The sequence below is a fragment of the Streptomyces fragilis genome, from assembly GCF_003112515.1.
Taxonomy (GTDB): domain Bacteria; phylum Actinomycetota; class Actinomycetes; order Streptomycetales; family Streptomycetaceae; genus Streptomyces; species Streptomyces fragilis.
Genome location: NZ_BEVZ01000003.1, coordinates 170,234 through 196,517 on the forward strand (window position 1 = coordinate 170,234; position 26,284 = coordinate 196,517).

Annotated in this window: 22 protein-coding genes and 1 pseudogene; 10 read left to right on the forward strand and 13 right to left on the reverse strand. The window is 72.9% G+C overall.

The features are described from left to right. Window positions 1-7 precede the first annotated feature (7 nt). Both Sfr03f_RS11380 and Sfr03f_RS11385 read left to right on the forward strand, forming a co-directional pair. Complete coding sequence (locus Sfr03f_RS11380; protein WP_108953725.1) at window positions 8-1,291, forward strand: MFS transporter; 1,284 nt, start codon at window positions 8-10, stop codon at window positions 1,289-1,291. Window positions 1,292-1,511: 220 nt separating this feature from the next. Next, window positions 1,512-1,799 carry a DUF3303 family protein gene (locus Sfr03f_RS11385; protein WP_108953726.1) on the forward strand — a complete coding sequence of 96 codons (288 nt, stop codon included), beginning with the start codon at window positions 1,512-1,514 and terminating at the stop codon, window positions 1,797-1,799. Window positions 1,800-1,811: 12 nt separating this feature from the next. On the opposite strand, the gene Sfr03f_RS11390 is transcribed toward Sfr03f_RS11385, so the two are convergent. The 3 genes from Sfr03f_RS11390 to Sfr03f_RS11400 all read right to left on the reverse strand — a co-directional run bounded on the left by Sfr03f_RS11390 (window position 1,812) and on the right by Sfr03f_RS11400 (window position 3,819). Further along, a complete protein-coding gene (locus Sfr03f_RS11390) occupies window positions 1,812-2,309 on the reverse strand; it encodes a nucleoside deaminase (RefSeq protein WP_108953727.1) in 498 nt (165 codons plus the stop codon). Window positions 2,310-2,318: 9 nt separating this feature from the next. Then, entirely contained in the window at window positions 2,319-3,152 is an 834-nt protein-coding gene (locus tag Sfr03f_RS11395) for an isocitrate lyase/PEP mutase family protein (RefSeq protein ID WP_108953728.1), read from the reverse strand. A 121-nt stretch (window positions 3,153-3,273) separates the two neighbouring features. Beyond that, entirely contained in the window at window positions 3,274-3,819 is a 546-nt protein-coding gene (locus tag Sfr03f_RS11400) for an NUDIX domain-containing protein (protein ID WP_108953729.1), read from the reverse strand. Window positions 3,820-3,931: 112 nt separating this feature from the next. Between Sfr03f_RS11400 and Sfr03f_RS11405 the strand changes: the two genes are divergently transcribed. Continuing rightward, window positions 3,932-4,474, forward strand: a complete 543-nt coding sequence (locus tag Sfr03f_RS11405; protein WP_108953730.1) for a hypothetical protein — start codon at window positions 3,932-3,934, stop codon at window positions 4,472-4,474. 108 nt (window positions 4,475-4,582) lie between these two features. Here Sfr03f_RS11405 and Sfr03f_RS11410 read toward each other — a convergent pair whose 3' ends face one another. From Sfr03f_RS11410 to Sfr03f_RS11420, 3 genes are all read right to left on the reverse strand, one after another. Beyond that, entirely contained in the window at window positions 4,583-5,095 is a 513-nt protein-coding gene (locus tag Sfr03f_RS11410) for a pyridoxamine 5'-phosphate oxidase family protein (RefSeq protein ID WP_108953731.1), read from the reverse strand. An 83-nt stretch (window positions 5,096-5,178) separates the two neighbouring features. After that, the gene (locus Sfr03f_RS11415; protein ID WP_108953732.1) at window positions 5,179-5,487 is read right to left on the reverse strand and encodes a helix-turn-helix domain-containing protein; all 309 of its coding nucleotides are present in this window, start codon (window positions 5,485-5,487) and stop codon (window positions 5,179-5,181) included. Beyond that, complete coding sequence (locus Sfr03f_RS11420) at window positions 5,487-5,999, reverse strand: DUF2975 domain-containing protein (RefSeq protein ID WP_108953733.1); 513 nt, start codon at window positions 5,997-5,999, stop codon at window positions 5,487-5,489. The genes Sfr03f_RS11415 and Sfr03f_RS11420 overlap by 1 nt, the downstream gene beginning before the upstream one ends. Before the next feature lie 117 nt (window positions 6,000-6,116). On the opposite strand from Sfr03f_RS11420, the gene Sfr03f_RS11425 reads away from it, so the two are divergent. Beyond that, entirely contained in the window at window positions 6,117-6,707 is a 591-nt protein-coding gene (locus Sfr03f_RS11425; RefSeq protein ID WP_108953734.1) for a hypothetical protein, read from the forward strand. Window positions 6,708-6,744: 37 nt separating this feature from the next. On the opposite strand, the gene Sfr03f_RS11430 is transcribed toward Sfr03f_RS11425, so the two are convergent. Next, window positions 6,745-7,191: a VOC family protein gene (locus tag Sfr03f_RS11430; RefSeq protein WP_108954066.1), complete on the reverse strand. Its 447-nt coding sequence runs from the start codon at window positions 7,189-7,191 to the stop codon at window positions 6,745-6,747. Between the two features lie 160 nt (window positions 7,192-7,351). Between Sfr03f_RS11430 and Sfr03f_RS11435 the strand changes: the two genes are divergently transcribed. Beyond that, a complete protein-coding gene (locus tag Sfr03f_RS11435; RefSeq protein WP_108953735.1) occupies window positions 7,352-10,381 on the forward strand; it encodes a bifunctional [glutamine synthetase] adenylyltransferase/[glutamine synthetase]-adenylyl-L-tyrosine phosphorylase in 3,030 nt (1,009 codons plus the stop codon). 113 nt (window positions 10,382-10,494) lie between these two features. Here the strand turns inward: Sfr03f_RS11435 and Sfr03f_RS11440 are convergent, their stop codons facing one another. The 5 genes from Sfr03f_RS11440 to Sfr03f_RS11460 form a co-directional block, all read right to left on the reverse strand. Beyond that, window positions 10,495-11,235 carry a DUF3618 domain-containing protein gene (locus Sfr03f_RS11440; RefSeq protein ID WP_108953736.1) on the reverse strand — a complete coding sequence of 247 codons (741 nt, stop codon included), beginning with the start codon at window positions 11,233-11,235 and terminating at the stop codon, window positions 10,495-10,497. Then, window positions 11,211-11,633 carry a phage holin family protein gene (locus Sfr03f_RS11445; protein WP_108953737.1) on the reverse strand — a complete coding sequence of 141 codons (423 nt, stop codon included), beginning with the start codon at window positions 11,631-11,633 and terminating at the stop codon, window positions 11,211-11,213. Before Sfr03f_RS11445 ends, Sfr03f_RS11440 begins: the two co-directional genes overlap by 25 nt. Window position 11,634: 1 nt before the next feature. After that, window positions 11,635-12,255, reverse strand: coding sequence for a hypothetical protein (locus Sfr03f_RS11450; RefSeq protein ID WP_108953738.1), 621 nt, complete (start codon window positions 12,253-12,255; stop codon window positions 11,635-11,637). Window positions 12,256-12,490: 235 nt separating this feature from the next. Further along, on the reverse strand, window positions 12,491-13,432 hold the full coding sequence (locus Sfr03f_RS11455; protein ID WP_108953739.1) for a phosphatase PAP2 family protein: 942 nt from the start codon (window positions 13,430-13,432) through the stop codon (window positions 12,491-12,493). A 148-nt stretch (window positions 13,433-13,580) separates the two neighbouring features. Then, a complete protein-coding gene (locus tag Sfr03f_RS11460) occupies window positions 13,581-14,618 on the reverse strand; it encodes a LacI family DNA-binding transcriptional regulator (protein WP_108954067.1) in 1,038 nt (345 codons plus the stop codon). Window positions 14,619-15,013: 395 nt separating this feature from the next. Here Sfr03f_RS11460 and Sfr03f_RS11465 point away from each other — a divergent pair, with 395 nt between their 5' ends. From Sfr03f_RS11465 to pulA, 5 genes and pseudogenes are all read left to right on the forward strand, one after another. Further along, entirely contained in the window at window positions 15,014-16,285 is a 1,272-nt protein-coding gene (locus tag Sfr03f_RS11465; protein ID WP_108953740.1) for an extracellular solute-binding protein, read from the forward strand. A gap of 159 nt (window positions 16,286-16,444) precedes the next feature. Continuing rightward, window positions 16,445-17,353: pseudogene (locus Sfr03f_RS11470) on the forward strand (carbohydrate ABC transporter permease); the annotation flags it as partial. Window positions 17,354-17,363: 10 nt separating this feature from the next. Then, window positions 17,364-18,266: a sugar ABC transporter permease gene (locus Sfr03f_RS11475; protein WP_108953742.1), complete on the forward strand. Its 903-nt coding sequence runs from the start codon at window positions 17,364-17,366 to the stop codon at window positions 18,264-18,266. Between the two features lie 61 nt (window positions 18,267-18,327). Then, window positions 18,328-20,028 carry a glycoside hydrolase family 13 protein gene (locus Sfr03f_RS11480; protein WP_108953743.1) on the forward strand — a complete coding sequence of 567 codons (1,701 nt, stop codon included), beginning with the start codon at window positions 18,328-18,330 and terminating at the stop codon, window positions 20,026-20,028. Between the two features lie 395 nt (window positions 20,029-20,423). Further along, window positions 20,424-25,778 (forward strand): pullulanase-type alpha-1,6-glucosidase, encoded by a 5,355-nt coding sequence (pulA, locus tag Sfr03f_RS11485; RefSeq protein WP_245967542.1) that lies wholly within the window; start codon window positions 20,424-20,426, stop codon window positions 25,776-25,778. A 109-nt stretch (window positions 25,779-25,887) separates the two neighbouring features. Here pulA and Sfr03f_RS11490 read toward each other — a convergent pair whose 3' ends face one another. Next, the gene (locus Sfr03f_RS11490) at window positions 25,888-26,256 is read right to left on the reverse strand and encodes a DUF4190 domain-containing protein (protein WP_108953745.1); all 369 of its coding nucleotides are present in this window, start codon (window positions 26,254-26,256) and stop codon (window positions 25,888-25,890) included. Window positions 26,257-26,284 lie beyond the last annotated feature (28 nt).

Consider the following 26,284-nt stretch of genomic DNA (forward strand, 5'->3'; position numbering starts at 1 on the left):
AACCGCCATGACCTCCGCGACAACGTCGTCCGGCTCGGCGCAGGCCGCCACCGGCAGGCGCACCCTCTGGACCGTGCTCCTGTGCTGGATCACCGTGATGCTCGAGGGCTACGACCTCGTCGTCCTCGGCGCCATCATCCCGACCCTCCTGAAGACCCAGCACCTGGGCATGACGGCGGTCGACGCGACCACCGTCGCCACGCTCTCGCTCGTCGGCGTGGCCATCGGCGCCGTCTCCGTCGGCCCGCTCGCCGACCGGATCGGCCGGCGCCGGCTGCTCATCGCCTCGGTGGTGGTCTTCTCGGTGTTCACCATCCTGGTGCCGCTGGCCGGCTCGGTGACGATGTTCGCCGCGCTGCGCCTGATCGCCGGCCTCGGCCTCGGCGCCTGCATGCCGGTGTCGCTGACGATGATGGCCGAGAGCATGCCCGCCGCCCGGCGGGCCCGGGCCAGCACCCTCACCATGACCGGCTACCACACCGGTGCCGTCATCACCTCGCTGCTGGCCCTGCAGTTCAGCGACGACTGGCAGGTCCTCTTCTACGCCCTCGGCGTGGTCGGTCTCGTGGTCGCGGTGATCCAGTGGTTCTTCCTGCCGGAGTCCGAGGCCTTCGTGAAGGCGAAGGAGTCGGGCACGGCGGAGCGGGTGCCGTTCACCGAGCTGCTGAAGCCGGTCTACCTGCGGGCCTGCATCGGTGTCTGGGTCGCCTCGTTCATGGGCCTGCTGCTCGTCTACGGCCTCAACACCTGGCTGCCGAAGCTGATGAACGACGCCGGCTACCCGGTGCCGACGGCGGTCACCCAGCTGCTGATCCTCAACCTGGGCGGCGTCGCCGGTCTGCTCGTCGGCGGCTGGGTGGCCGACCAGAAGGGCATCAAGGGCACCACGCTCGGCTGGTTCGGCGCCGCGGCGGTCATGCTGGCCTGCCTGTCCGTGAAGATGGAGAGCGACCTGCTGCTCAACGTGGTCGTCTTCTTCACCGGCGTGTTCGTGTTCTCCGCGCAGGTGCTGGTCTACGCGTACGTGACGAACTTCTACCCGGCCGCCATCCGCGGCACGGCGCTCGGGTCGGCGTCCGGCATCGGCCGGCTCGGGTCCATCGTCGGTCCGTCCATCACCGGCGCGCTGGTGACGGCGGGGATCGGACACCCGTGGGGCTTCTACTCCTTCGCGCTGGTCGCGGTGCTCGCGGTGGTGGCGGTGCTGACCCTGCCGAATGGGTCGGCGGAGCCGGCGGCCGACGCGACGGGCGCCCAGGCCGCCGCGCCGGCGGCGGGGGCGGACGCCTGAGGCACGGCCCCTCCTTGTGACGGTGGGCCGTCGTACCGCTCCGCGCGGTGCGGCGGCCCGTCGCGCGTTCGGGCCCGGGCACCGCGTCGTGCCGCGTCGCACGGGGGGCGGAGGAGATGTTGCGGACGACGACCGGCCGACCGAGGCTGAGGAAGCGGCGCCGGATCTCGACGAGTGCGGACGCGACCGCGCGGATGCCGGTGGACGAGGAGAGTGTGCGATGCGGATGATGATGAAGGCCCGCTTGGACACCCAGGCGTCGAACAAGGTGATGAGGGAGGGCGGCATGCCCGACCTGGTGGGGGCGGCCATGGCACGGCTCAAGCCGGAGGCCGCCTACTTCACTCCCGAGGGCGGACGCACCATGATCCTCTTCTTCGACATGCGGGACAGCTCGGAGCTGCCCTCCGCCGCGGACCCGTTCTTCCAGGAGCTGGGCGCGCACGTGACGTTCCAGCCGGTCATGAACTTCGACGAGCTGCAGCGGGGCCTCGCGGCCCTGGGCTAGGGCCGCGCGGCCCTAGTTCCCCGTGCTCGGGCCGGGCGGGTGGTGCAGGCGGTGGTGGAGGGCGCGCACGTCGTCGACCAGTTCGGGGACCGGTCCCTCCACCACCGCGTCCGGGACGACGGCGGTGACGGGCAGGGCGGCGACCGGGGCGGCGGGCACGCCCCACTCGGCGAGCCAGCCCGCGAGCTGTGCGCCGGAGGCCACGAACACGATGCGGCCGAGGCCCACCCAGCCGTGCGCGGCGGCGCACATCGGGCAGTGCTCCCCGGAGGTGTAGACGGTGGCCGCGGCGCGCTCGGCGGGCGTCATGTGCTCCGCGGCCCAGCGGGCCAGGGCGAACTCGGGATGCCGGGTGTGGTCGCCGGAGGCGACGCGGTTGTGGTCCTCGCCCCGGATGGTCCCGTCCCCCGCCACCAGGACGGACCCGAAGGGCTCGTCGCCGGACTCCAGGGCCTCGGCCGCCAGTTCCACACAGCGGCGCAGGTGCCGCAGATCCACGTCACTGATCACCGGGTCACCTTAACGGGCGGCGGAGAACAACGCGTCGAGCTCCGGGTAGGCGAGGGCCCCGTCGAGGGAGTCGTAGCCGCCCGTGCCGTGCAGGTCGAGGGCTGCCCGGCGGGCGGCGGCGTAGGCGGCCAGGGCGACGCCCGGACCGAGGCTGACCCGGGCCACGCCCAGGGCGCCCAGCTCGGCCACCGGGGGAGCGCCCGGTCCGGCCATCACGTTGAGCGGGACCGTCAGGCCCGCGGCGAGTTCGGCGATGACAGCGGGGTCGGTGACGCCGGGCACGAAGACGCCGTCCGCACCGGCCTCGACGTAGGTGCGGGCGCGGGCGAGTGTGTCGCCCAGACGGGTGGCGGGGTCTCCCAAGCCGCGCAGGTACGTGTCGGTGCGGGCGTTGACGAACAGGTCGACGCCCGCCTTCCGCGCCGCCTCGCGGGACGCCTCGATCCGGTCGGCGAGGGCGCGGGGCGGACGTGTGCCGTCCTCGATGTTGACACCCACCACGCCGGAGTCCAGCACGCGGGCGACGGTCTCCGCGACCTCCGCCGGACTCTGCCCGTAGCCGCCCTCGATGTCGGCGGTGACCGGAACGGCGACGGCCGAGGCGATGCGGGCAAGGACGTCCAGCACCAGGTCACGGTCGACGCTGTCCCCGTCCGTGGCGCCGAGCGACCAGGCCACCCCCGCACTGGTGGTGGCGATCGCGGACGCTCCCGCCGCCTCGACGACCCGCGCGCCGGCGACGTCCCAGACGTTGGCCAGGGCGAGGGGGCGGGCGGGGGTGTGGAGGGAGCGGAAACGGGCGGCGGGGGTGGAGGAGTCGAGGCTCTCGGTCGTCTTGGTCATGAGCTCAGACAAGCAGCGGGGAGGGCGGGGGTCTGGCGGAAATCCGACACGGACGGCGGCCGGCTGCCGGCGGTCGGCGGTCGGCGGACGGCGGGGATGCGGCCACGTCCTCGCGGTCCCCTCAGCGGTGGGTGTCCCGGTCGGCGGCCAGCCGCTCCGCGTGGCGGCGGATGCGCGGGAGGTCGTCGGGGAAGCAGCTGTCCCATGCCTCGTCGAGCCGCTTCCACGCGGCCGGCTGCCCCGGCTCAGGGAGGAGAGGGGCGGTGACGTCGGCGATGGCGGCGTAGGACAGGCCGAGGGTGGGGGAGTGGTCCGGGTGGTACGAGCGGACCGCGACGGCCGCCGGGTCGGGCAACGGTTCCACCCGCAGGCCCGTCTCCTCCAGCAGCTCCCGGAACGCCCCCTCGCGCGGGGTCTCGTCCGGCTCGACCCTGCCACCGGGCGGGACCCAGCCGCGCCAGGGGTGCCGCACGAGCAGCACGCGGGTCAGCGCCTCGTCGAACACCCACACCTCGGCCCCCAGGGGCTCCATCACCTCCGGCGTCTGCGCCGCGGCGGCCAGCCAGGCGCGCGCGTCGTCGAACTCGGCCACCGCCCGTCCCGCGTCCACGACCGCCGCCCCGACGGCCCGTTCCCCGACCACGCCCCGCCGCTTCCTCGCGTCCATCGGGCCACGCTACGGGGCGGCACCGACAGTGCCTCTCCGGCAGCGGAGGGCGGGCGAAGACTGCCCGGACACGGCACCGCCGCGGACGGGCGGCTGTGCGAGATTGCGCCGCATGGGGTGGAGTTACAAGGTGCACGGCGGGACGGCGGCGATCCTGGGCACGGTGTCCGTGGCGCTGACCGCGCTCACCTGGCTTCCGGTGACGGTGCCCTGGCCGGGGCTGCACGCGCTGCTGTGGACGGACCTCGTGCTGCTGCTCGTCGTCGCCGCACCCGCCCTGGGGCGCCTCCAGATGCGACTGGCCGACGCGCGCGAGGCATGGACCGGCTTCCGGTGCCTGCCCCTCGGGCTGCGCACGGCGCTGGGGGCGTTGCTCCTGGTGAGCCTCGCGCAGGTGGGCCTCGTCCTGGCCGCCGACGGAGACCTGCACGCCCCGCGCGCCGAGGCCGGCCGGTACTTCGCCCTCGACGCGCGCACCCCGGTGGAGATCTCCCGGGCCCGGTACCTGGAGGTCGTGGACGGTCGCCGGCGTCTCGCGCTCGGCGCGGCGGGGCTGATGCTGCTGACCGGCGCCTGCGCGGCGCTGACGGCGGGGGAGGTCCGCCGCGCGGACCGGGCGGCCGCACTCAGCCGTACAGGTCGTCCGGGCCGATGAGCAGCACCCGGTCGGACGCCGCCTCCGCGACGAGGGCGTCAGCAGCAAGGTCCTGCCCATCCGCCGCCGGCCGCTGACGACACCGGGCATCGCGTGCGGCGTGGCACCTCAGGCGAAGCGCCAGCGGGTCTGGCTGAAGGGGCGGCCCTTGCCGAAGCCGAAGACCGTGCGGGGGGCGACGGCGAAGACGACGGCCGCGCCGGGGCCGTGGTGGAAGCGGCCGTCGCGGACCTCGAAGCGCCAGAAGTCGCCGTACTTGTCCTCCCACCGTGCGGCCAGGTCACGCAGGCGGGCGTCGTCCGTGACGCGGGCCGCCTCGCCCTCGACGACCAGGTCGTAGCCGGTGTCCCACAGGTTGGTGCCGGTGGTCAGCGTGACGTGCGGGTTGGCGGCGAGGTTGCGGGCCTTGCGTTCCTGCGGGCCGGTGCAGAAGTGGAGGGCGCCGTCCGCCCAGACGGCCGGCAGCGGGGTGACGTGCGGGCGGCCGTCTGGGCGGACGGTGGAGATCCAGAACAGTTCCGCCGCGGCCAGCAGGCGTTCCGCCTCCGGCCATTGCGGCGGGATCGCGTCCGGGTCGCTGTAGCGGGGGTCGAGGTGGGCTTCGACGGGTTCGGCGGGCATGGCGGCCTCCAGCTGAGGGCCCGGGCGGGGAGCGGCCCCACCCGTGTTCCCCGTTTCCCGCCGAACCAGCCGCGCGGCCCGTGCTACGTCCGGTTGGCGGCCGCGGGGGAGGCGGACCCGGCCGCGCCGGGCCCCTCGGACCCCTGCGCCGCGTCGGACCCCTGCGCCTCGCCGGGTTCCTCGGGCTCCTCGGGCTCCCAGCGCAGCAGGTCGCCCGGCTGGCAGTCGAGGACCTCGCACAGGGCGGCGAGGGTGGTGAAGCGGACCGCCTTGGCACGGCCGTTCTTGAGGACGGCCAGGTTGGCGGGCGTGATCCCGACCCGCTCGGCCAGCTCGCCCACGGACATCTTGCGACGGGCCAGCATGACGTCGATGTCGACGGCGATCGGCATCAGATCACCTCGTCCAGCTCGGCCCGCATCCGCGACGCCTCGACGTCACGGTCCACCGCCTGCGCGAGCAGCGTCCGCAGGACCAGCACGACGAGCGCGACACCGAACACGGCCAGGCCGACGCCGCCGACGATCAGCACGACCCCCGGCGCCACCTGGTCCTCCTCCGGCGCGCCCTGGTTCAGCGACGCCAGCAGCACGCCGACCACCCAGATCAGCACCGCCGCCGAGGCGAACGCCCCGGTGATCACGTCCACGAAGCGGAACGCGGCGTGCGAGAACACCGTTCCGCGGCGCGCCATCGTCACCAGCCGCCAGACGCAGACCAGCACCACCTGGGCCGCGACGACCCCCAGGAACACGAGCACCACGAACGGCAGCGGGGCGACGTCCCCCGCCCCGTCCCGGGCGTCGAAGTAGATCAGCGGCAGCAGCACCGCCTGGACGAACAGCGACCCCGCGAGCAACGCAGCGATGACGGCCCGCAGCGCGAGCACGGCAAGTTTCCCCATCGCCCCTCCCTCTCCCCTCATCCAGTCAATCGAAGAACGATGGGAAGTTATCGAAAAACGATAGATGAAGCAAGTGGGCCGCCTCGATGTCGGCGGGCACGGCTACCGTCCTCGGGTATGCGGAAGCGTTATCAGACGCTGGTCGACCTCGACGCCACGGCCGAGGACCGCGCCGCGTCGGCGGACCGCGGCTTGCGGTGGCTGGTGGAGCAGGGTGTCGTCCGGCCGGAGACCGTCGCCCGGGAGGCGTTCCGGCGGTGCGGGGAGCACCCGCCGGGGGAGCGCTGGCACACGGCCGTGGCTCCGTCCGACGGGGAACCCGGTGACGGGGTGACCGTGGTGGCCGTGGGGTGCGTCTTCGACGGTGGGCCCCTGCGGGAACCGGAACAGGCCTGGTGCCCGCACTGCGCCGGCCGGCTGCACCTGCTCCCGACGGAGGGCCGGGCGGGCCCCGGCGGCAGGCAGCCCTGGGACCGGGTCAAGGACGCCATCGACACGTGGGTGGACACCGGCCGTGCCGTCCTGGCCTGCGGGCACTGCGGCCGCGACGGCGACCTGACCGCCTGGACCTGGGAGGGGAACTACTTCGCCTTCGCCCACCTGGGCTTCGAGTTCTGGGACTGGCCGGAGCTGCGGGACTCCTTCGTCGAGGAGTTCGCCCGGGTGCTGGACGGACATCGGCTGACGGTCGTGCGGGGCTCCGTGTGACCGGGGCGAAGGCGTCGGAGGGGGGCCCGGGCGGATCCTAGTCCCGCCGCTTCGCCGCCTGGTCGGAGAGGACCTGGTGCAGCGGTTCCGTGGCCCGGCGGCGGTACTCCTGGACGGCCCAGCCGTTGCCGTCCGGGTCGCTGAAGTACATGAACGTGGCCCCGTCCTGGCCCTCGACGAAGGTGACCGGCTCGCTGACCTCCAGGCCGCGGGCGGTGAGCTCCTCGTAGGCGCGGTGGATGTCGGGCACGCACAGCTGCAGCCCGTGATAGGTGCCGGGGCGGGGAGTGCCGGTGGGGATCTCCAGGCCCTCGGCCAGAGCGATGGAGCAGCCGGAGCCGGGAGGGGTGAGCTGGACGATGCGCAGGCCGGGGGCGACCTCGCCGTCGATGTCGACGTGGAAGCCGACCTTCTCCGCGTAGAACTCCTTGGCGCGGTCCACGTCCGAGACGGGGACCGGCACCACCTCGAGGGTCATCTCCATGTTGGTCATGTCCTCCACCGAAGCGGACGGGGTGCCCGGTCGCCAGCGGGGGACCCCCGGGCGGGGGCCACCCCGGCGCGGCGGGGAGCCGGCCGCGCCCCGCGGGGGCGGGGGCTAGGCTCGGGGCCGGACGATCACGACGGAGGAGAGGGCGGCGCGGATGGCGACTCCGGGGCGGCGGAGCAGCACCTTCACCCTGCTGCTGCGGCACGGGTTCACGGATCCCTCGGCCGCCGGCAGGCTGCTGGAGAGCCCCGAGCTGAGCGCGGTCCGCGGCGACCCGCTGCTGCTGGAGGCGCTGGCCGCCACCGCCGATCCGGACCTCGCGCTGCGCGGCCTGACCCGGCTGCTGGAGGCGCAGCCGGACCGCACCCACCGGTCGCGGCTGCTGGACACGCTGCTGTCCGCGAAGCCGCTGCGCGACCGGCTGCTGGGCGTGCTGGGCGCCTCCGAGGCACTCGGCGACCACCTGGCCCGGCACCCGGACGACTGGCGGGCGCTGGTCACCTACGAGCCGCGCGACCTGCACCAGGGCGTGCCCGAGTTCGAGGAGGGGCTCGCCGAGGCGCACGACCCGGTGGCGCTGCGGGTGGCCTACCGCCGCTGCCTGCTGTCCATCGCGGCCCGCGACGTCTGCGGGACCATAGACGTCGCCGAGACGGCCGGGGAGCTCGCCGACCTGGCCACCGCCACCCTGCGCGCGGCCCTCGCCATGGCCGAGGCGGCCGCCCCGGAGGACGCCGCGCTGTGCCGCCTCGCCGTGATCGCGATGGGCAAGTGCGGAGGGCACGAGCTCAACTACGTCTCCGACGTCGACGTCATCTTCGTCGCCGAGCCCGCCCGGGACGCCGACGAGCGGGCCGCGCTGCAGGCGGCCACCCGGCTCGCCTCGCACCTGATGCGCATCTGCTCGGAGACGACCGTCGAGGGCTCGATCTGGCCGGTCGACGCCAACCTCCGCCCCGAGGGGCGCAACGGCCCGCTGGTGCGCACGCTCGCCAGCCACGTGGCCTACTACCAGCGGTGGGCGAAGACCTGGGAGTTCCAGGCACTGCTCAAGGCCCGCCCGGTGGCCGGCGACCGGGAGCTCGGCGATGCCTACGTGGCGGCGCTGGAACCGATGGTGTGGCAGGCCGCCGAGCGGGACAACTTCGTCGCCGACGTGCAGCAGATGCGCCGCCGGGTGGTGGCCGGCATCCCCGCCGCCGAGCTGGAGCGGGAGCTGAAGCTGGGGCCGGGCGGGCTGCGCGACGTCGAGTTCGCCGTGCAGCTGCTGCAGCTGGTGCACGGCCGCGCCGACACCTCGCTGCGCAGCGGCACCACCCTGGACGCGCTCAAGGCGCTCGCCACCGGCGGTTACGTCGGCCGCGAGGACGCCGCCGCGCTGGACGCGGCCTACCGGTTCCTGCGCGAGACCGAGCACCGCATCCAGCTCTACCGGCTGCGCCGCACCCACCTGATGCCCGAGGACGAGAACGACCTGCGCCGCCTCGGCCGCTCGCTGGGGCTGCGCTCCGAGCCCGTCACCGCCCTGCGCAAGGAGTGGCGCAAGCACTCCTCGGTGGTGCGGCGGCTGCACGAGAAGCTGTTCTACCGCCCGCTGCTCAACGCCGTCGCCCAGCTCGCCCCCGGAGAGGCGCGGCTGCGGCCCGACGCGGCCCGGGAGCGGCTGGTCGCCCTCGGCTACGCCGACCCGGCGGCCGCGCTGCGGCACCTGGAGGCCCTGTCCGCCGGCGTGTCCCGCAAGGCGTCCATCCAGCGCACGCTGCTGCCGGTGCTGCTCGGCTGGTTCGCGGACTCCGCCGACCCGGACGCCGGGCTGCTCAACTTCCGCAAGGTCTCCGACGCGCTGGGCGCCACCCCCTGGTACCTGCGGCTGCTGCGCGACGAGGGCGCGGCGGCGGAGAACCTGGCCCGGGTGCTGTCGGCCGGACGCCTCGCCCCCGACCTGCTGCTGCGCGCGCCCGAGGCGGTCGCGCTGCTCGGCGACGGCGGTGAGGGCGAGCGCGGCGGTCGGGGCGTCGCCGGCGGCCTGGAACCGCGGTCCCGGGAGCGGCTGGAGCAGGAGATCCTCGCCGCGGTGAGCCGCGCGGGGACCGCCGAGCAGGGCGTCTACGTGGCGCGCGGCGTGCGGCGGCGCGAGCTGTTCCGCACCGCCGCGGCCGACATCGTGGGCTCCTACGGCACCGAGACGCAGCCCGCCGAGGCCGACCCGGGCGCGCTGGTGGACCGCGTCGGCGGCGCGGTCTCCGACCTGACCGCCGCCACGCTGGCCGGCACGCTGCGGGCGGTGGTGCGCGAGCGCTGGGGGGACGAGCTGCCGACCCGGTTCGCGGTCATCGGCATGGGCCGCTTCGGCGGGCACGAGCTGGGGTACGGCTCCGACGCCGACGTGCTCTTCGTGCACGAGCCGCGCGAGGGCGTCGACGAGGCGGAGGCGGCGAAGGCCGCGAACGCCGTCGTCGCCGAGATGCGGCGGCTGCTGCAGCTGCCCAGCACCGACCCGCCGCTGATCGTCGACACGGACCTGCGGCCGGAGGGGCGCACCGGGCCGCTGGTGCGCACGCTCGCCTCCTACGCGGCGTACTACCGGCGCTGGTCCCTCGCCTGGGAGTCGCACGCGCTGCTGCGGGCCGAGCCGGTGGCCGGCGACGCGGAGCTGGGGCGGCGGTTCACCGAGCTGGTGGACCCGCTGCGGTACCCGGCCGGCGGGCTCGAGGAGGACGCGGTGCGCGAGGTGCGGCGGCTGAAGGCCCGGATGGAGTCCGAGCGGCTGCCGCGCGGGGCCGACCCCACCCTGCACACCAAGCTGGGGCGCGGCGGGCTCACCGACGTGGAGTGGACGGTGCAGCTCGTCCAGCTGCGGCACGCGGCCCGGATCCCCCAGCTGCGCACCACCCGGACCCGGGAGGCCCTCGCGGCCGCGCGGGAGGCGGAGCTGATCGGCGCGGACGACGCGGCGGTGCTCGACGAGGCGTGGGTGCTGGCGACCCGGGTCCGCAACGCGGTGATGCTGGTACGCGGCCGCGCGGGGGACACCTTCCCGACCGACGTGCGCGAGATGGCCGCGGTCGGGCGGTACCTGGGGTACGGCCCCGGCCGGGCGGGCGACATGATCGACGACTACCGGCGCACCACGCGCAGGGCCCGCACGGTCGTGGAGCGGCTCTTCTACGACAGCGAGGTCTGATCCCCGCCCCGGGACGCCGCTGACGGGGCCGGCGGCCCATGGACCGCCGACCCCGTCAGGTCCCGCTCCCTCCGCCGGTCGCCGGTGAGCCGGGTGCGGGGGAGGCCGGCGGGTCAGCCGGGCCCGGAACGCCGGGCCTCGTCCGTCAGGGACCGGCCGGAGTCGCGTGCCTGCCCGGCGACCTGGCCGCCCTGGTCGCGGGCGGCCTCCTGGGTGGTCCGGGCCGCGCCGGTGGCGCTGTCCTTCACCTCCGAGGCCGCGCTCTGCGTGACCTCCGTGGCGCCTTCCTTCAGGTGCTGCGCGGACTCGGCGGCTGCCCGCTTCACCGGCTCCAGCGCCTCGCCGCCGCGCTCCATCAGCTCGGCGGCCTTCTCCTGCTCGGTCCGGGTGGCCGGCAGCAGCGAGGAGGTGAGCAGACCGAGACCGAAGGCGACCAGGCCGGCGGCCAGCGGGTTGCCCCGGGTCTGGCGGCGGGCCGTCTCGGGAGCCTGCTGCACGGCCTGCTCCGCTTGGTCCGCCGCCTCCCGCGCCGTCCCGGCCGCGCGGGAGGCGCCCTCCCGCAGCGACCCGGCCGCCGACTGCGCGGTGTCCGACACGCTGTGCGCGGTCTGCGAGGCCGTGTCCGAGGCGCGCTGCGCGGTCTGCGAGGCGGTGCCGGACACGTTGTGCGCGGTGTACGAGGCGGTGCCCATGACCCGGTCGCGCAGGCCCGCCGCCGTGCCGCGCACGCGGCTCGTGCGCCGCCGCACGGCCCGCCGCGGGCTGGCCCGGCGGGTGAGCTGGTCCACGTCCGAGGACAGCTGGTCGCGAGTGGCCTCGATGTCGGCCCTCATTCGGTCGGGTGACGTGCCCATTGCGCGTTCTCCTTCAGGGTCTCGACGGTTCGCTCGGGCTTCGGTGAGACGGTGTGCGCCTCGGCGCGGCCCTTCCGGTACAGCACGGCCGCGACGACGGCCCACAGCGCGGTGACGATCAACGCCGCCCAGCCGCCGTCCATGACGTTGGAGAGGCCCAGCAGGAGGGCCAGCGACAGGAACAGGAGGACCATGTAGCCGGCGAAGCCCGCGCCGCCGTACATGCCGGCCGCCTTGCCCGCCTTGGTCGCCTCCTCCCTGATCTCGGCCTTGGCCAGCTCGATCTCCTGGCGGAAGAGGACCTGCAGGTCCCCCGTCACCACGGACAGCAGCTCGCCCACGGACCTGTCCCGCTCCTGCGGCTCGTACGAGCCGGACGGGGGAGGAGTGGAGGCCACCTCACACCTCCGGGTACGGACGTCCACGATCCGGTGCGCCGCCGTACGACGGCTGCGGGGTGACCGGCGGGTACGCGTCCGCCGCGCCGGAGACCCGCGGCTGCCCCTGCCCCGACCCGTCGGACCCGTCGGAGCCGGAGGCGCCCTTCGCCGCCCGCGCCAGACGTCCCACGGCCATCCCGGCCAGCACGGCGCCGCCCAGGAACGCGCCGGGACGACGACGGGCGAAGCCCTCCAGGTCGGACACGAGGCCGTCGGCCCCCTGGCTCTCCAGGTAGTCGGCCGCCCGGTTCCCCCGGTCGGCCACCTGGGCCACCAGCGTGCGGGCGGGCGAGTCACCACGGGCGTGCGCGGCGAGGCCGGAGAAGTCCCCCGCCCACTGCCGCAGCGTGCCGGCCGCGCGCCGTGTCTGCTCGTCCGCCTCGTCCTTCGCGCGGTTGCGCAGGTCCTGGATGACGGTGCCCGCCTGCTGCCGCGCCTCACCCGCGACCGCCTGAGCCTGTTCCGCCGCGGTCCCCGCGACCTGGCTCGCGCCCTGCCTGGCCTTGTCGACTGTCGAGGCTGCCTCGGTTCTGACCTTGTCCCCGGTCGTCCCGTTTCCGGTCTCCACGGACTCACTCATCGGCGACTGCTCCTCTTCGGTGTCCCGCCTGCGGTCCCGTACCGCGGACCGCCTGTCCGCACACGAGTGGCCGTATCGGGCGGGAATGACACGTCTTGTCCCGAGATGAATGACGGGAGCGGGCGCTGCACCACGGAACGGAAAGCACGCGGCGGGCGTGGCGGAAAAGGCCGCCGGAGCGAACGAGAACCGTTCGCTCCGGCGGCCTTCTGCCCGGCGGTCGGGGGCCCGGCGGTCAGGGTGCCCGGCGGCCCACCGGCGGCACGGATGCCGCGGAGTGCGCGGGCCCCGCCGGGGCCACGGACGCCGCCGAGGCGACCGGTTCCGCGCCCGGCGGCCCCGACGGGGCCGCAACCGGGGGCGGCGCGGTGCGGTGGAAGGGTCCGGGGACCGCGGCGGCGCCGTACCAGAGCCGCGCGACGGCGAAGCCGAAGGCCAGGCACAGGAGCCCGCCGACGGCGTCCAGCCAGAAGTGGTTGGCGGTGGCGACGATGACCACCAGCGTGGCCGTCGGGTACAGCAGCGCCAGCACCCGCACCCACGGCACCCTGGCCAGCGCGTACACCGTCAGCCCGGCCCAGAGCGACCACCCTATGTGCATGGAGGGCATCGCCGCGTACTGGTTCGACATGTGCTTGAGGTCGCCGGAGGCCATCGACCCCCAGGTCCCGTGCACCAGCACCGTGTCGACGAACATCGAGCCGTTCATCAGCCGCGGCGGCGCCAGCGGGAACAGGTAGTAGCCCACCAGCGCGACCGCCGTGGTCGCGAACAGCACCGTACGCGCGCCGGAGTAGAGCAGCGGCCGGCAGCGGAACAGCCACGCCAGGACGCCCAGCGTCACCACGAAGTGCAAGGTGGCGTAGTAGTAGTTCATGCCGACGATCAGCCAGGTCACGGAGTTGATCGCCTGGTTGACCGTTTCCTCGACGGCTATGCCCAGCCGGTTCTCGACGTCCCACAGCCAGTCGGCGTTGCGCAGCGCGACGGCCCGTTGCTCGGGCACGGCGTTACGGATCAGCGAATACGTCCAATAACTCACCCCGATCAGCAGGATCTCGAACCAGATCCTCGGCCGGCGCGGCGTGCGCACACGCCGCAGCAGACCCGGTCGTTCGTCCGCGCCCGCGACTGTGTCGGGAACGGCCTGCCGCGGGCGGCCTTCCAAAGCGGTCACGGTCCCTCACCCATGGCACGTCAGTCTGCCAGAAATGCCTTACCCGACCGATCATCCTCCGGAAGGATCCCGGTCGCATTTCGTTCACCGGAACCCTTAGGGGACCGAACCGTTCGCGGACCGAACCTCCCGGCGGGGAACCGGCCGTTCAGCGGGAGGCGCCCGGCCCGGCGGCCGGCGCGGACGCGGTGGAGCCGCGCACCACCAGCTCCGGCATGAAGACGAACTCGCTCTGCGGAGCGGGCGTCCCGGCGATCTCCTCGAGCAGCGTGCGCACCGCGGCCTGCCCCATGGCGGGGACAGGCTTGCGGACGGTGGTGAGCGGGGGGTCGGTGAAGGCGATCAGCGGCGAGTCGTCGAAGCCGACCACCGAGATGTCCACCGGCACTTCGAGGCCCAGACCACGGGCCGCGCGTATCGCGCCCAGCGCCATCATGTCGCTCGCGCAGACCACCGCCGTGCAGCCGCGGTCGATCAGGGCGGTGGCGGCCGCCTGGCCGCCCTCCAGGGTGTAGAGCGAGTGCTCGACCAGCGAGGCGGTCTCGGCCTCGGACAGACCCAGGCGCTCGCGCATCGCCGAGGTGAAGCCCTCTATCTTCCGCTGGACCGGCACGAAGCGCTGCGGCCCCAGGGCCAGCCCGATGCGGTGGTGGCCCAGCGACGCCAGGTGGGTCACCGCCAGGGACATCGCCGCCCGGTCGTCGGGGGAGATGAACGGCGCGCGCACCTGCGGGGAGAAACCGTCGACCAGCACGAACGGGACGCCCTGCGCGCGCAGCCGCTCGTAGCGGCCCATGTCGGCGGAGGTGTCGGCGTGCAGGCCGGAGACGAAGATGATGCCGTCGACGCCCCGGTCGACCAGCATCTCGGTGAGCTCGTCCTCGGTGGAGCCGCCCGGGGTCTGGGTGGCGAGCACCGGGGTGTAGCCCTGGCGGGTCAGCGCCTGGCCGATCACCTGGGCCAGCGCCGGGAAGATCGGGTTCTCGAGTTCGGGCGTGATGAGCCCCACCAGGCCCTCGCTGCGCTGGCGCAGGCGGACGGGGCGTTCGTATCCGAGGACGTCCAGCGCGGCCAGCACGGCCTGGCGGGTCGCGGCGGCGACTCCGGGTTTCCCGTTGAGAACCCGGCTGACAGTCGCTTCGCTCACTCCCGCCTGCGCGGCGATGTCGGCAAGCCGTGCGGTCACGGGACGGGACTGTACCGGCCTTCGGGCGCGTGACTTGTACGCGGGCTGCTGCGTCATGCGCTCCCTGTTTCCTCGTGGCCTTCGATGATGGGCCTTCGTCTACGGACCCGCAAGAACTTGCAAAGTCTTGCACAGGCGTACGAGGGGTCGCCCCGGAAGTGCGACTCACGCCACACCGGGCGAAGTTGCTCCGCTTATGTGCCGGTTTGACCCAGGGCCGACCGGCCAGATCGGCTCTTCGGGAGACGGCTCGGACGCGACAAGGACACGGTTCGGCAGCTTTTTTTCTGCAAGGTCTTTCGCACGGGTTGCAGCGCTGTTACGTTTCCGGTCGCCCGCCGGTTGCAAGGACGCAGCCGGCCAGTGCACCGGGCACAGACCCTCAAGGAGAACTCATGCGGCGTGGCATAGCGGCCACCGCGCTGGCGGCGTCCCTCGCTCTGACGGCGACGGCGTGCGGCGGGGAAGGCGACGACTCGAAGGCGGACGGCCCCGTCACCATCACGTGGTGGGACACCACCAACGCGACGAACGAGGCGCCGACCTACAAGGCTCTGGTCAAGGAGTTCGAGGCCGCCAACAAGGGCATCAAGGTCAAGTACGTCAACGTGCCCTTCGACCAGGCGCAGAACAAGTTCGACACGGCCGCCGGCTCCTCCGGCGCCCCGGACGTGATCCGTGCCGAGGTCGGCTGGACCCCCGCCTTCGCGAAGAAGCAGTACCTCCTCCCGCTGGACGGCACCGAGGCGCTCGCCGAGAAGGACGCCTTCCAGCCGAACCTGATCAAGCAGGCGCAGTACGAGGGCAAGACCTACGGCGTCCCGCTCGTCACCGACACCCTCGCGCTCGTCTACAACAAGAAGCTCTTCGCCGACGCGGGCATCGACAAGGCCCCCGCCACCTGGGACGAGCTGAAGAAGGCCGCCGCGACGATCAAGTCGAAGACCGGCAAGGACGGCTACTGGGGCTCCACCGCCGGCTACTACGCCATGCCGTTCCTCTTCGGCGAGGGCACCGACATGGTCGACGTGGCGGGCAAGAAGGTCACGGTCAAGTCCGCCGAGGCGCAGAAGGCCTTCGAGACCTGGAACGGCCTGTTCGACGGCAAGGGCCTGCACAAGGCCGACGGCACCGCCGACGCCTACGCCCACATCCAGGACGCCTTCATCAACGGCGAGGTCGCCTCGATCATCCAGGGCCCCTGGGAGATCACGAACTTCTACAAGGGTTCGGCGTTCAAGGACAAGAACAACCTGGGCATCGCCACCGTCCCGGCCGGCTCCGCCGGCAAGGCCGGCGCGCCGACCGGCGGCCACAACCTGTCGGTCTACGCCGGCTCGGACAAGGCCCACCAGGAAGCCGCGCTGAAGTTCGTGAAGTTCATGACCTCCGCCAAGTCGCAGGAGTCCGTGGCCCTCAAGAACTCCACGCTGCCCACCCGTGACGACGCCTACACCGACAAGGTCAAGGCCGACCCGGGCATCGCCGGCTACCAGGGCGTCCTGCCCGCCGCCCAGCCCCGTCCCGAGCTGCCCGAGTACAGCTCGCTGTTCGGCAAGCTCGACGCGGAGCTGCCCGCCATCGCCGGCGGCAAGAAGACCCTCGACAAGGGCCTGACCGCGATCGAGACGGAGATGGCCAAGCTCCTGCCGGGCTTCACCAAGTAAGACCGGCAGCCTCGACCGGGGCGACTGCCGGATCCGACCTGACACGGGTCCGGCGGTCGTCCCCGCCACGGTTGCTCCCCTCCCCCTCTCCCGACGAACGGCCGTCTCTCCGGCCTCGAAGGTGTCGTTTCCATGATCGCTGCGATCCGCCACGGATGGCGCCGGCACTGGTACGCCTACGCGATGATCGCGCCGGTGGTCCTCGTGCTGGGCGTGCTCGTCCTGTACCCACTGGTGTACGGCTTCTGGCTCACCCTGACCGACGCGAACTCGCTGAACTCCGCGCGCACCATCGGCGTGAACGAGATCGAGGCGACGTACAAGTTCGTCGGGCTGGACAACTACGCGGACATCCTCTTCGGTGAGACCGCGTACGACCGGTTCTGGTCGCACTTCATCTGGACCATCGTGTGGACCGTCGCCTGTGTGACGCTGCACTACACGCTCGGTCTGGGCCTGGCCCTGCTGCTCAACCAGAAGCTGCGCGGGCGCACCTTCTACCGGCTGCTGCTGATCCTCCCGTGGGCCGTGCCCACCTTCGTCACCGTCTTCGGCTGGCGCTTCATGCTCGCCGACGAGGGCATCATCAACGCCGGCCTGGAGCTGCTGCACCTGCCGACGCCCCTGTGGCTGGAGGACACCCTCTGGCAGCGGGTCGCCGCGATCATGGTGAACACCTGGTGCGGCGTGCCGTTCATGATGGTCTCCCTGCTGGGCGGCCTGCAGTCGATCGACGGCAACCTCTACGAGGCGGCCGAGCTCGACGGAGCGTCCCCCTGGCAGCGGTTCCGCTACGTCACCCTGCCCGGCCTGCGCTCGGTGAGCTCCACCGTCGTGCTGCTGGGCATCATCTGGACCTTCAACCAGTTCGCGGTGATCTTCCTGCTGTTCGGCACCAAGGCGCCGGACGCGCAGATCCTGGTCACCTGGGCCTACTTCCTGGGCTTCGGCCAGCAGCCGCGGGACTTCGCCCAGTCGGCGGCCTACGGCATGCTGCTGCTCGCGATCCTGGTCGTCTTCACCTCCTTCTACCGCCGCTGGCTCGCCCGCGGCGAGCAGCAGTCCTGAGGCAGGAGCCATGACTACCCACACCCTCGAGACCCCCGTCGAGGCGGCACCGGCACGGACCGCGCGGAAGGCGGTGCGCCGCCGCGGCGAGACCCGCCCGCTGGTCCGGGTCGTCTCGCACGCCGTGCTGATCGTCGCGAGCCTGATCGCCGTCCTCCCGGTCGCCTGGATCTTCCTGCTGTCGCTCGGCCCGGACAAGGACGACTACCTGCGGCCCGGCGGCATCTTCGGCAAGGCCACCCTGGACAACTACGTCACGGTCCTGACCGACACCAACTTCCTGTACTGGCTCAAGAGCTCCCTGATCGTCTCGCTGGGCACCACCGTGCTCGGCGTGCTGATCGCGGCCACCACCGGCTACGCGGTCTCCCGGATGCGCTTCCCCGGCCAGAAGAAGCTGATGTGGGTGCTGCTGTGCACCCAGATGTTCCCGATCGCCGTGCTGATCGTGCCGATGTACCAGCTGCTGACGAGCCTGCGGCTGATCGACACCTTCGGCGGCCTCATCCTGGTCTACTGCTCCACCGCCGTCCCCTACTCGGCGTGGCTGCTCAAGGGCTACTTCGACACGATCCCCTTCGAGATCGACGAGGCGGGCCGCGTCGACGGCCTGAGCCCTTTCGGGACCTTCCTGCGGCTGATCCTGCCGCTGGCCCGCCCGGGCCTGGCGGTCGCCGCGTTCTACAACTTCATCACCGCCTTCGGCGAGGTCGCCTTCGCCTCGACGTTCATGCTCGACGACGTCAAGTACACCCTCGCGGTGGGCATGCAGAGCTTCGTCAGCGAGCACGACGCCCAGCGGCACCTGATGGCCGCCACCGCGGTCCTGGTGGCGATCCCGGTCTCGGCCTTCTTCTACCTGGTCCAGAAGAACCTGGTCACCGGCCTCACCGCCGGCGGGACCAAGGGCTGACCGCGCGCCGCGGCACCACTCCCCCCACCGACAGCGACCCTCGGCACACAACAAGGACGTCATGAGTCACCAGACCGCCGAACCGGTTTCTCCCACCCACAGCCCGGCCCCCCGCACCGCCGGCCACGCCGTCGCCGACCGCCGCGACTGGTGGCGGGACGCGGTCATCTACCAGGTGTACCCGCGCAGCTTCGCCGACAGCGACGGCGACGGCATGGGCGACCTGCCGGGCATCCGCTCCCGGCTGCCCTACCTGCGCGACCTGGGCGTCGACGCGGTGTGGCTGAGCCCCTTCTACGCCTCTCCGCAGGCCGACGCCGGCTACGACGTCGCCGACTACCGCGCCGTCGACCCGATGTTCGGCAACCTGCTGGACGCCGACGGCCTGATCCGCGACGCCCACGAGCTGGGCCTGCGGATCATTGTCGACCTGGTGCCCAACCACTCCTCCGACCAGCACGAGTGGTTCAAGCGGGCCCTCGCCGACGGCCCCGGCTCGCCGCTGCGCGACCGCTACCACTTCCGCCCCGGCAAGGGCGCGAACGGCGAACTCCCGCCCAACAACTGGGAGTCCATCTTCGGCGGCCCGGCCTGGACCCGGGTCACCGAGCCCGACGGCACGCCCGGCGAGTGGTACCTGCACCTGTTCGCCCCCGAGCAGCCCGACTTCAACTGGGACCATCCGGCGGTGGGCGACGAGTTCCGTTCCATCCTGCGCTTCTGGCTGGACATGGGCGTCGACGGCTTCCGGATCGACGTCGCCCACGGCATGGTCAAGGCCCCCGGCCTGCCCGACATCGGCGACAGCGAGCAGGTCAAGCTGCTGGGCGACGGCGTCGTCCCGTTCTTCGACCAGGACGGCGTCCACGAGATCTACCGCCAGTGGCGCCTGATCCTCGACGAGTACAGCGGCGACCGCGTCTTCGTCGCCGAGGCGTGGACCCCGACCGTCGAGCGCACCGCCCACTACGTGCGCCCCGACGAGCTGCACCAGGCGTTCAACTTCCAGTACCTGAGCACCCACTGGGACGCCGCCGAGCTGCGCGAGGTCATCGACCGGACCCTGGAGGCGATGCGTCCGGTGGGCGCCCCCGCCACCTGGGTGCTCTCCAACCACGACGTCACCCGGCACGCCACCCGCTTCGGCAACCCGGCGGGCCTGGGCACCCAGATCCGCGAGGCCGGCGACCGGGAGCTCGGCCTGCGCCGTGCCCGCGCCGCCACCCTGCTGATGCTGGCGCTGCCCGGCTCCGCGTACCTGTACCAGGGCGAGGAGCTCGGCCTGCCGGACGTCGTCGACCTGCCCGACGAGGCGCGCCAGGACCCCGCCTACTTCCGCGGCGCGGGCCAGGACGGCTTCCGCGACGGCTGCCGGGTGCCGATCCCGTGGACCCGTGAGGGCTCCAGCTACGGCTTCGGCGACGGCGGCAGCTGGCTCCCGCAGCCCGCGGGCTGGGGCGAGCTCAGCGTCGAGGCGCAGCAGGGCACGCCCGGCTCCACGCTGGAGCTGTACCGCACCGCCCTCGCCGTCCGCCGCGAGACGCCCGACCTGGGCGCCGGGGAGGGGGTGGAGTGGCTGCCCGCCCCCGAGGGCGTGCTGGCGTTCCGCCGCGGCGCGTTCGTCTGCGTCGCCAACACGACCGGCCAGGCCGTTCCCCTCGCCGCGCCGGGCCGTCTGCTGACGGCCAGCGGCGAGGTCGCCGTCACCGACGGCGAGGCCCTCGTCCCGGCCGACACCACCGCCTGGTGGACCACGGCCTGACCCGGCCGCCCCGACCGGTCCGGCCCGGGTGAGCCACCTGGCCGCCCCGGCCGCGCCGGCTGATCGGACCGGTCCGGCCCCATCGGCCGCCCCGACCGACCGGTGGACCGCAGGACGACGTACCGCCCGCTCGTCGTTCCGCGGTCCACCGGTCACCCACCCGTACGACCGCACGAACGCACGACTCCCCGTGGCCTGCCGCTCCTCGCGGCAGGCCACGGGTGAACTCACGCCCCCGCCGCGGCCATCCCCCACGCTCCGCCGGCCGCCGCATCGCAGCTCACCGGACGTCAAGGAGGACCTTCGTGGTGAGTACCAGGAGAACCGGAGCGGCGTCGCCGCTCCCCGGCCCGGCCGGCGTCAAGCCGGGCCGAGGCCTCGCGGGCGGGGCGCGGATCGCCGCCACCGCCGTAGCCGCCGCACTCGCGGCGACCCTGCTGCCGCCGCTCGCCGCCCAGGCCGCCGAGCCCCCGGCGCCCCCGTCGGACGCGAAGCTCGCCGCCCAGCCGGCCCGTCACGACCTGACGCGCGACCAGTTCTACTTCGTCCTGCCGGATCGTTTCGCCAACGGCGACGCCTCCAACGACCGCGGCGGCCTCACCGGCTCCCGCACGGTCACCGGCTTCGACCCCGCCGACAAGGGCTTCTACCAGGGCGGCGACCTCAAGGGCCTGACGAAGAAGCTCGACTACATCAAGGGCCTGGGCACCACCGCCATCTGGATGGCGCCCATCTTCAAGAACCAGCCCGTCCAGGGCACCGGCGACCAGGCGTCGGCCGGCTACCACGGCTACTGGATCACCGACTTCACCCAGGTCGACCCGCACTTCGGCACCAACGCCGACCTGGAGAAGCTGATCGACGCCGCCCACGACAAGGGCATGAAGGTCTTCTTCGACGTCATCACCAACCACACCGCGGACGTCGTCGACTACCGGGAGAAGTCCTACTCCTACCTCTCCAAGGGCGCCTTCCCCTACCTGACGAAGGACGGGAAGCCCTTCGACGACGCCGACTACGCCGAGGGCCGCGACCGCTTCCCCGCCGTCGGCTCCGGCTCCTTCCCCCGCACCCCCGTGGTGCCGGAGGCGAAGAAGAACGTCAAGGTCCCCGCCTGGCTCAACGACCCGGCGATGTACCACAACCGCGGCGACTCCACCTACGCCGGCGAGTCCACCACCTACGGCGACTTCTCCGGCCTGGACGACCTGTGGACCGAGCGTCCCGAGGTCGTCTCCGGCATGGAGAAGATCTACCAGCGCTGGGTGAAGGACTTCGGCATCGACGGCTTCCGGATCGACACCGTGAAGCACGTCAACATGGAGTTCTGGACCCAGTGGGCCACCGCCCTCGACGCGTACGCCGCGAAGAAGGGCCGCGACGACTTCTTCATGTTCGGCGAGGTGTACTCCAGCGACACCTCCGTCACCGCCCCCTACGTCACCGAGGGCCGCCTCGACTCGACGCTCGACTTCCCCTTCCAGGAGGCCGCGCGCCAGTACGCCTCCCAGGGCGGCAGCGCCAGGAAGCTCTCCTCCGTCTACGGCGACGACTACAAGTACGCCACCGACAAGGCGAACGCCTACGAGCAGGTCACCTTCCTCGGCAACCACGACATGGGACGCATCGGCCACTTCCTGAAGGCCGACGACTCCGGCGCCTCGGACGCCACCCTGCTGCGCAGGGCGAAGCTCGCCAACGAGCTGATGTTCCTCGGCCGCGGCAACCCGGTGATCTACTACGGCGACGAGCAGGGCTTCACCGGCAACGGCGGCGACAAGGACGCACGCCAGACGATGTTCGCCTCGAAGACCGCCGACTACCTCGACGACGACCAGATCGGCACCGACCGCACCCACGCCGAGGACGCCTTCGACACCACGGCGCCGCTCTACCGGCAGATCAGCGCCCTCGCCAAGCTGCGCAAGGCCCACCCGGCCCTCGCCGACGGCGTGCAGACCGAGCGCCACGCGGCCGACGGGGCGGGCGTCTACGCCTTCTCCCGCACCGACGCCAAGTCCGGCGTGGAGTACCTGGTCGCCTTCAACAACGCGGGCGAGGCGAAGTCCGCGACCTTCGCCACCGGCTCCGCCGACGCCTCCTTCCGCGGCATCCACGGCACCGAGGCCACCCTGAGGAGCGACGCCGACCGCAAGGTGACGGTCACCGTCCCCGCCGGCTCCGCCGTCGTGTTCCAGGCGAAGGCCCCGCTGCCCAAGCCGGCCGCCGCGCCTTCCGTCACCCTCACCGCCCCCGACGCCGGCGCCACCGGCACCGTCACGGTGAACGCGGACGTCGACGGCGGCCGGCTCAACCGCGTCGTCTTCGCCGCCCAGGTCGGCAACGGCCCCTGGAAGGTGCTCGGCTCCGCCGACCACGCCCCCTACCGGGTCACCCAGACCATCGGCGAGGACGTGCCCGCAGGCACCGCCCTGCGCTACAAGGCCGTGGTCGTCGACCGCGCCGGCCGCACCGCGAGCGACCTCGCCGCCTCCACCACGGGCACCCCGCCCGCCCCCGAGGTCCCCGTCGCCACCTCCCGCGACCACGTGCTGGTCCACTACAGGCGCACCGACGGCGACTACGACGACTGGGGCCTGTACGCCTGGGGCGACATCGCCGAGGGCGAGGCCACCGAGTGGCCGGGGAGTCACCCGTTCGTCGGCCGCGACGCCTACGGCGCCTTCGCCTGGGTCAAGCTCAAGCCCGGCGCCTCCGACGTCGGCTTCCTGGTGATCGACAAGGACGGCAACAAGGACGTCGCCGCCGACCGCACCGTCGACGTCACCCGCACCGGCGAGGTCTGGATCGAGCAGGGCAAGGAGACCGTCCGCACCGAGAAGCCGGCCGGCGAGTACCCCGAGCCCGACCGCTCCAAGGCCGTCCTGCACTACCACCGCGCGGACGGCGACTACGACGGCTGGGGCCTGCACGTGTGGTCCGGCGCCGCGAACCCGACCGACTGGGCCCGCCCCGTGCAGCCGAGCAAGGTCGACTCCTTCGGCGCCGTGTATGAGGTTCCCCTCGCCGACGGCGCGACCAGCCTCAGCTACATCCTCCACAAGGGCGACCAGAAGGACCTGCCCACCGACCAGGCCCTCGACCTCAAGGCCAACGGCACCGAGGTCTGGCTGCTGGCCGGCCAGGAGAAGTACCTGCTCCCGCAGCCCGCGGGCAGCGCCGGCGCCCTCGACCTGACGAGCTCCAAGGCCGTCTGGATCGACCGCACCACCGTCGTCTGGGACGGCTCCCCGGCCGCCGCCTCCACCCAGCTGCTCGCCTCCCGCGACGGCTCCCTGGCGGTGAAGGACGGCGCGCTCACCGGCGACGCCACCTGGCTGCGGCTGAACCCGGGCACGCTCACCGACGAGCAGAAGGCCCGCTTCCCGCACCTCGCCAAGGGCACCGCCTGGACCGTCGACCCGCGCGACGCCGACCGCGTCCGCACCGCCCTGCGCGGCCAGGTCGTCGCCGCCCAGCACGCCCCCAACGGCGCGGTCCTCGCCGCCACCGGCGTGCAGACCGCCGGCGTCCTGGACGACCTGTACCCGAAGGCCGCCCAGGCCGACCTCGGCCCGGTCTTCGAGCGCGGACGTCCCACCCTGTCCGTGTGGGCGCCCACCGCGCAGGACGTGAGGCTCGAGATCGGCTCCGCCACGGTGCCCATGAAGCGGGACGCCGCCACCGGCGTCTGGTCGGTCACCGGCCCCGCCTCCTGGAAGAACAAGCCCTACCGCTACGCGGTGAAGGTGTTCGCGCCCACCGAGCGGAAGGTCGTCGTCAACAAGGTCACCGACCCCTACTCGGTCGCCCTGACCGCCGACTCCACGCACAGCCTGGCCGTCGACCTCGACGACCGCTCCCTCGCCCCCGAGGGCTGGGCGAAGCTCACCAAGCCCGAGGCCGTGCCGCTGCGCGACGCGCAGATCCAGGAACTGCACGTGCGGGACTTCTCCGTGGCCGACCCGACCGTGCCGGCCGCCGACCGCGGCACCTACCGCGCCTTCGCCGACACCGGCAGCGACGGCTCGAAGCACCTGAAGGAGCTCGCGAAGGCGGGCACCTCGCACGTGCACCTGCTGCCCGTGTTCGACATCGCCACCATCCCCGAGCGCAAGGCGGACCAGGCGAGCCCGGACTGCGACCTCGCGTCGCTGCCCGCCGACTCGCCCGCCCAGCAGGAGTGCGTCACGGCCACCGCGGCCAAGGACGCCTACAACTGGGGCTACGACCCGTACCACTACACCGTCCCGGAGGGCTCGTACGCCTCCGACCCGGACGGCACGAAGCGCACCACCGAGTTCCGGCAGATGGTCAAGTCGCTCAACGACGACGGCCTGCGCGTGGTGATGGACGTGGTCTACAACCACACCGCCGCCAGCGGCCAGGCCACGACCTCGGTCCTCGACCGGATCGTGCCCGGCTACTACCACCGGCTCCTCGCCGACGGCAGCGTCGCCACCTCCACCTGCTGCGCCAACACCGCGCCCGAGAACGCCATGATGGGCAAGCTGGTCGTCGACTCCGTGGTCACCTGGGCCAAGGAGTACAAGGTCGACGGCTTCCGCTTCGACCTGATGGGCCACCACCCCAAGGCCAACATGGTCGCCGTCCGCAAGGCGCTGGACGCCCTCACCCTCGAGAAGGACGGCGTCGACGGCAAGAACATCCTGCTGTACGGCGAGGGCTGGAACTTCGGCGAGATCGCCGACGACGCCCGCTTCACGCAGGCCACCCAGAAGCACATGGCCGGCACCGGCATCGCCACCTTCTCCGACCGGGCCCGCGACGCCGTCCGCGGCGGCGGCCCCTTCGACGAGGACCCGGGCGTCCAGGGCTTCGCCTCCGGCCTCTACACCGACCCCAACACGTCGAACGCCAACGGCAGCGAGGCCGAGCAGAAGGCCCGCCTGCTCCACTACCAGGACCTGATCAAGGTCGGTCTGACCGGCAACCTGGCCGGCTACCGCTTCACCGACACCTCCGGCAAGGAGGTCACCGGCGCGCAGGTCGACTACAACGGCTCGCCCGCCGGCTACGCCGAGGCCCCGGGCGACGCCCTCGCCTACGCCGACGCGCACGACAACGAGTCGCTGTTCGACGCCCTCGCGTTCAAGCTGCCGGCCGGCACCCCGGCCGGCGACCGGGCCCGGATGCAGGTCCTCGCCATGGCGACCGCCGCCCTCTCGCAGGGCCCGGCGCTCTCCCAGGCCGGCACCGACCTGCTGCGCTCGAAGTCGCTGGACCGCAACTCCTACGACAGCGGCGACTGGTTCAACGCCGTCCACTGGAACTGCGAGGCGGGCAACGGCTTCGGCCGCGGACTGCCGCCGGCCGCCGACAACGAGCCGAAGTGGGGCTACGCCAAGCCGCTGCTGACCAAGGTGTCGGTGGGCTGCGAGGAGATCGAGGGCGCCTCCGCCGCCTACCGCGACCTGCTGCGGATCCGCACCACGGAGAAGGCGTTCTCCCTGGACAGCGCCGAGAAGGTGCAGCAGAAGCTGTCCTTCCCGCTCTCCGGGGAGAAGGAGACGCCCGGTGTCATCACCATGCGCCTCGGTGACCTGATGGTGGTCTTCAACGCCACCCCCGAGGCCACCGAGCAGCACGTGGGCGGGCTCGGCGACGCGGGGTGGCGCCTCCACCCGGCGCAGGCCTCCGGCTCCGACCCGGTGGTGCGGTCGGCCTCCTACGAGGACGGCACGTTCAGCGTGCCGGGCCGGACGGTGGCGGTGTTCACCGCCTCCTGACCCGCCTCCTGCCCTGCCCGGAAACACCGGACGGCGTCCCCCACGGCCTGTGGGGGACGCCGTCCGCCGTCCGGAGCGGGTACGCGGGCCGCTGACCGCGTCCGCGCGGTCAGTCGTTGACCTGGTCGCCGTAGTCCCGCTCGCACGCGTCCATCTCGGCCTGCGTGTCCGCCTGCTTCACGCAGTCCCTCAGGTTCTCGAACTCGTCGCTGCCCAGCAGCGACGCCCCCACCACGACCAGCAGCAGGGAGCCGATCAACGCCAGCGTGCCCAGCACCGCGCCGGTCACCGACAGCCCGCGGTGCGGCGCCCCGTCGCGGCGGGCCCGGCGCATCCCCAGGATGCCGAACACCAGCGCGAGGACCCCGAGCAGGATGCCGCCGACCACGGTCCAGAAGAAGACCACCGCCAGGATGCCGAGCACCAGGGCGGGGATGGCGAGGCCGTTCTTCGGCTGCGGCCGGTCGTAGGAGGACATCACGTCACACTCATCTCTGGGGAGAATC